Annotated in this window: 3 protein-coding genes; 1 reads left to right on the top strand and 2 read right to left on the bottom strand. The window is 70.7% G+C overall.

The genetic code is table 11. The features are described 5' to 3' along the window. Window positions 1-244: 244 nt before the first annotated feature. Window positions 245-1,141 carry a serine/threonine dehydratase gene (locus tag CCN33_RS28140; protein ID WP_208621929.1) on the bottom strand — a complete coding sequence of 299 codons (897 nt, stop codon included), beginning with the start codon at window positions 1,139-1,141 and terminating at the stop codon, window positions 245-247. 98 nt (window positions 1,142-1,239) lie between these two features. Between CCN33_RS28140 and CCN33_RS28135 the strand changes: the two genes are divergently transcribed. Next, window positions 1,240-2,184, top strand: a complete 945-nt coding sequence (locus CCN33_RS28135) for a LysR family transcriptional regulator (protein WP_086696229.1) — start codon at window positions 1,240-1,242, stop codon at window positions 2,182-2,184. A gap of 215 nt (window positions 2,185-2,399) precedes the next feature. Here the strand turns inward: CCN33_RS28135 and CCN33_RS28130 are convergent, their stop codons facing one another. Continuing rightward, entirely contained in the window at window positions 2,400-4,103 is a 1,704-nt protein-coding gene (locus CCN33_RS28130; RefSeq protein WP_086696232.1) for a SpoIIE family protein phosphatase, read from the bottom strand. Window positions 4,104-4,718 lie beyond the last annotated feature (615 nt).

Here is a 4,718-nt window from a genome sequence, read left to right as displayed (position 1 = left end):
GGAGGGCTGGCCAGCGAGAACCCGGGCGTCCCGGCGCCCCGCGCCTGAACATCGCCCCCGGGCTCTCGCCCCGGGGGCGGCACCGGTGCCGGACGGCCTGCTGCTCTTCTCTGAACTACCCGACATCAGTGGTTGTTGGATGAGGGAAAAGCCTGCTGCTGATGCAGACACGCGTCGTAGAGGGCGCCGTGGCCACGCCGTTGCTCGGGTACCCGCCTCAAGTCCACCACCTCAGCACGTCCCTTCACCCGGCAGCCCAATCCACGTTCGCACCACAGACGATCAGGCACGGCAGGTCTCCGGGAACCTGGCCGGCCAGCCATGCGGCAAACGGGACAGCCGCAGCTGGTTCGACCGCGATCCGGCATTCCTCCCACAGCCGGTCGCGTGCCCGCAATATCTGCTCATCGCTGACCAGCACGGAGGACACGTCGTGTGTGGACAGGACGGCGAAAGGGACCTCGCCGACCCGGCTCGCCCCGGTCGCGGATGCGGCGACGGAGTCCACGGCCGAGTCCACTGGCTCCCCCGCAGCGAGGGCGTCGTGCAAGCAGCAGCAGTGCTCCGGCTCCACGGCGACCACACGGCGCCCAGTGCCTGAGAGTGCCGTACCGGCCGCCAGCCCACCGCCGCCGACAGCCACCGCGATCGCGTCGACACCAGGCGCATCAGCCACGATCTCGGCCGCCACGGTCCCCTGGCCCGCGACGACGGCCGGATCGTCATAGGGGTGGAGGAACCGATATCCCGGCCGCGCCGCAGCATCCGCCGCCGCCGAGGCCGCCTCGGCGAAGGCAGCGCCGTGCCGGACGAGCCGCGCACCGGCGGCCTCGATGCGGCGGGCCTTCGCCGCTGGAACCGTTTCCGGCACATAGACCGTCGCGGACACGCCGAGCAGTGACGCCGCCGTCGCCACCGCCAGGCCGTGGTTGCCGCCGGACGCGGCCACGATGTGGTCGTCCAGAGGCTTCGAGAGCATCGCGTTGAGTGCGCCGCGCAGTTTGAACGAGCCGCTGCGCTGGAGGTACTCCAGCTTCAGCAGGACGCGCCGGTCACCGATCTTCACATCGAACAGCGGAGTACGACGGGCGTAAGGACGGATTCTTTCGGCGGCGGCGCGGACGTCGCTGGCCGAAAGCATGCGAGTTGGACTCTTCACGGAGTCCATGCTTCACGGGCGCCACCATTAGCGCCAGCAACGGTTGATAAGCCTCCGTTAGTGCTGCTTACGATGGGCGCATGGTGCGAGAGCTGGACGTCAACCGTTTGCGGGTACTGATGGAGGTGGCACACGCCGCGTCGATCGCCGAGGCAGCGCGCAAGCTCTCCTTCACTCCCTCGGCCCTCTCCCAGCAGATCTCCAAACTCGAAACGGAACTCGGCACCCGCCTACTCGAACGCCGCCCGACCGGCGTCACTTTGACGCCGGTCGGCGCTGTCCTGGTGGAACACGGCGAGCGGGTGATCGGAGAGCTCCGGCAGGCCCGGGCCGCGATCGACGCCGCGATGGGGGTGCAGCCGCAGCGCCTCGCGCTGGGCTCCTTCGCTACCGCGGCGCAAGTGCTGGTGCCGGCAGCGCTGGCCGCCCTCCAACGCCGGTATCCCCGAGCCGAGCTGTCGCTTGTCGACATCGAACCGCCCGAGGGCTACGGGCTGGTGACGTCGGGCGATCTGGAGGTGCTGATCACCCATCGCTACCCCGGCGTGGCACCGACACCGCATCCAGGGCTCGACCGGCAGCCGCTGCTCGACGACCCGCTCCGACTGGTGCTGCCCGCCGGCCACCGGCTCGCCGGGGACGCGGCACACGGCGGCATCAGCCTCGGCCAGCTCGAGACCGAGACATGGATCTCCGGCGCACCGGGCATCCCGAACAGGACCTGTCTGGAAACGCTCGCCCGCCAAGCGGACGTTGAGTTCCACGTCGCCTACGAGTCCGCCGACTACCACGTCATCCTGGCACTGGTCGGTGCCGGACTGGGCGTCGCGCTCGTCCCTGGGAGCATGCTCGCCGGTGCCGATCGCTCCAGGGTCTCGGTGCACGGCCTTCGCGGGCTCACTCCGGCCCGCGAGATCAGCATTGTGCACCGCCGGCGGCCGACCGAACTCGTCCGGGAGCTCGCAGCCTTCCTGCGCACTGCCGCGGGCGCACTCAGCCAGAAGAGCCCGCCCGAGGAGCCGTAGTCCACCGGACCTTCACTGGCTGATGAACCAGTTGAGGCGAGTGTGCAGGCCTCAACCGGACGGCTGTCGGCCGCCGCGCACGCGGGGATGGTCGGGTGACGACGACCCGCTCGTCAAGGTCGCGGGTGTCGCCCCCGCGCACGCGGGGATGCGCCAGCCGTCGTGACGGACGAGAAGGCGTTCGTCGCCGCGTGCGCCGCGCTGGCTGGCGGCGCCTATCTCGCGCGTGTCTCCACTGGGGTCCGCAGAGCGAGGAGAGCGACGTCGTCGTCGTTGTCGGCGGGGCGGACCCGGCGCAGGAGCTGGTCGGTGAAGGAAGCGAGGGGGCGGTGGGCGAGGGCGGCCGCGTGCTGGCGCAGCCGGCCCAGACCCTCGTCCAGGGAGTGTCCGGCTGCTTCGATGAGACCGTCGGTATAGAACAGGAGGGTGGATCCGGGCGGCAGGACGGCGGTGGCGTCGGGGCGGGGCGTGCGGGCCCACGTGCCCAGGAGGATGCCGTGGCCGTCGGTGAGGTAGCTAGTGAGGCCGTCCCGACTGACCAGCAGAGGTGGCGGGTGGCCGGCGTTGGTCCAGGACAGTTCCCAGTGCCCGTGGTCCGCCTGATCGAGGCGGGCGAAGATCACAGTGGCCATGGGCACATTGGTGATGTGCGTGATCGCCTCGTCGAGCCGCTCGACGATCCGGCTGGGGGGTTCCTGCTGGGACCAGGCGTAGGCACGGAGCACGTTGCGCACCTGTGCCATGCCGGCCGCTGCCTCCAGGTCGTGGCCGACGACGTCCCCGACGGCCAGGGCGGTGGCGCCGTCGGGCAGGCAGAAGGCGTCGTACCAGTCACCGCCGACCTGTGAGGCATGGGGTGCCGGCAGATAGCGGGCGATCATCTCCAGCCCGGGCACGCGCGGCAGCTGGGGCAGCAGGTGGTTCTGCATGGTCTCGGCGACCTTGCGCTGCCGCTGGTAGAGGCGGGCGTTGTCCAGAGCGATCGCGGCCCGGCGCGCGATGTCCTCGATCAGCGGAAGGTCGGCGGTGGTGAAGTCCCCCGCTTTCTCGGCGCGGCCCAGGGTCAAGGCCCCCAGCACCTCGCGAGTGCTGCGGATGGGGACGATGGCCGCGGAGCGGATACCGGTGGCCTCGAACAGGCGGCGCTGTTCGACCGCGATGCCGGAATCAGGCGGCTGCCGGTAGGTCTGGGGACCGGCAAGGGTGGAAGCAACCCCGCGCAGCGCTCGGGACAGCGGCATCGGGGATTCTTCCGGCACCGGGGGCATCGGACCCTGCAACTCTTCGTGGTCCACCAGCCTGCCGCCTTCGGCATGGACCACGGCGGTGCGCCACACCTCGTCCCGCTCCATGATCAAGTCGATGACCACCCAGTCCGCCAGCCGGGGCACGAGCAGCGCCACGAGCCGGCGCAGCGCCTCGTTGGTGTCCAGAGTGGAGTTCAGCTGTGTCGTGGTCTGCGCCAGCAGCGCCAGCCGCTCAAGCTCCGTCAGTGCCTCCGCCACCGGCTCCGGCCGTCGGCCCCCTTCCTGCGGTTGCCGGGCGCAGTGGAAGACAACGAGCGTGGCGGCCTCCCGGCCACCGGTGTCGTAGGGGGTGATCACCCAGTTGACGGGCAGCAGGGAGCCGTCACCGCAGGCGAACCACTCTCCTTCGGCCTGGGCGGTGCTTCCGGCGTGAAAGGCCTCCCGCATGCTGCATCTGCTGGTCGGCATCGGCTGACCACGGGCATCACGGTGCAGCAGATCGTGCGCGTCATGACCGACGAGGTCCTCCGCGGGCCGCGCCAGCAACTGCTCTGCCCGGGCGTTGACCGCGATGATGCACCCCTTCTCGTCCACCACGTACGCCCCCGCGCCGATGGCGGCCAGCGCCTCGCCCACAGCGGTGTCAGCCGCCCCACGGGAGTGCTGATCCATGCTCTCGGTGTGCTCTGGCTCAGCCACGCGTCTGCCTCTTTCATGATCGTCGGTCGTGCCGCCCGCTGCGCGCTCGGACGCTGCGTACCTGCGTTCCTTTCCCGCTCATGCCCGGATGCAGGCGTGCTGCCCTTGCTCCCGGCGCGCCGGGCCTGACAGTCCCCGTCGAGGCCCCGATGCCGTGGCCCTCGCCGACCGGGTCCGTGACCGCCTCGGCGTGCGCTACCTGGCTGCCGAGACACGAAGGGACTGGATCGCCTGACCCCTCAGAACGGGACGCAGACTCCGGCATCCGGTTCAGCCCAGGCGGGCGGCATCGCGGCGGGGTGTCCCAGAGCGTTACCCCATGGGGAATCGTGGAGGGGGGCGGGGGTGTGCGACGGTGGTCAGACACGAGACTGACCGGCGCCCGCGGGCGCCGGTCTTTCGCGGAGCCGGGCGTGTCCCCATCCCGGGGACGGCACCCTGCCTCCCTGCGCGCCGCCGCCCTTCCGGCACGCGTAACCGATCTGCTGTGGGACCTTCACCACACCGCCTTCATGGATGTCGCCGGCCTCCACCTTCTCTTCGACCACAGCCCCGCGGACGGCCCGGACCGCGGGGCTGTGGTCGAAG

The sequence above is a fragment of the Streptomyces recifensis genome, from assembly GCF_002154615.1.
Taxonomy (GTDB): domain Bacteria; phylum Actinomycetota; class Actinomycetes; order Streptomycetales; family Streptomycetaceae; genus Streptomyces; species Streptomyces griseoluteus.
This window is presented reverse-complemented; position numbering and strand designations above follow the sequence as displayed.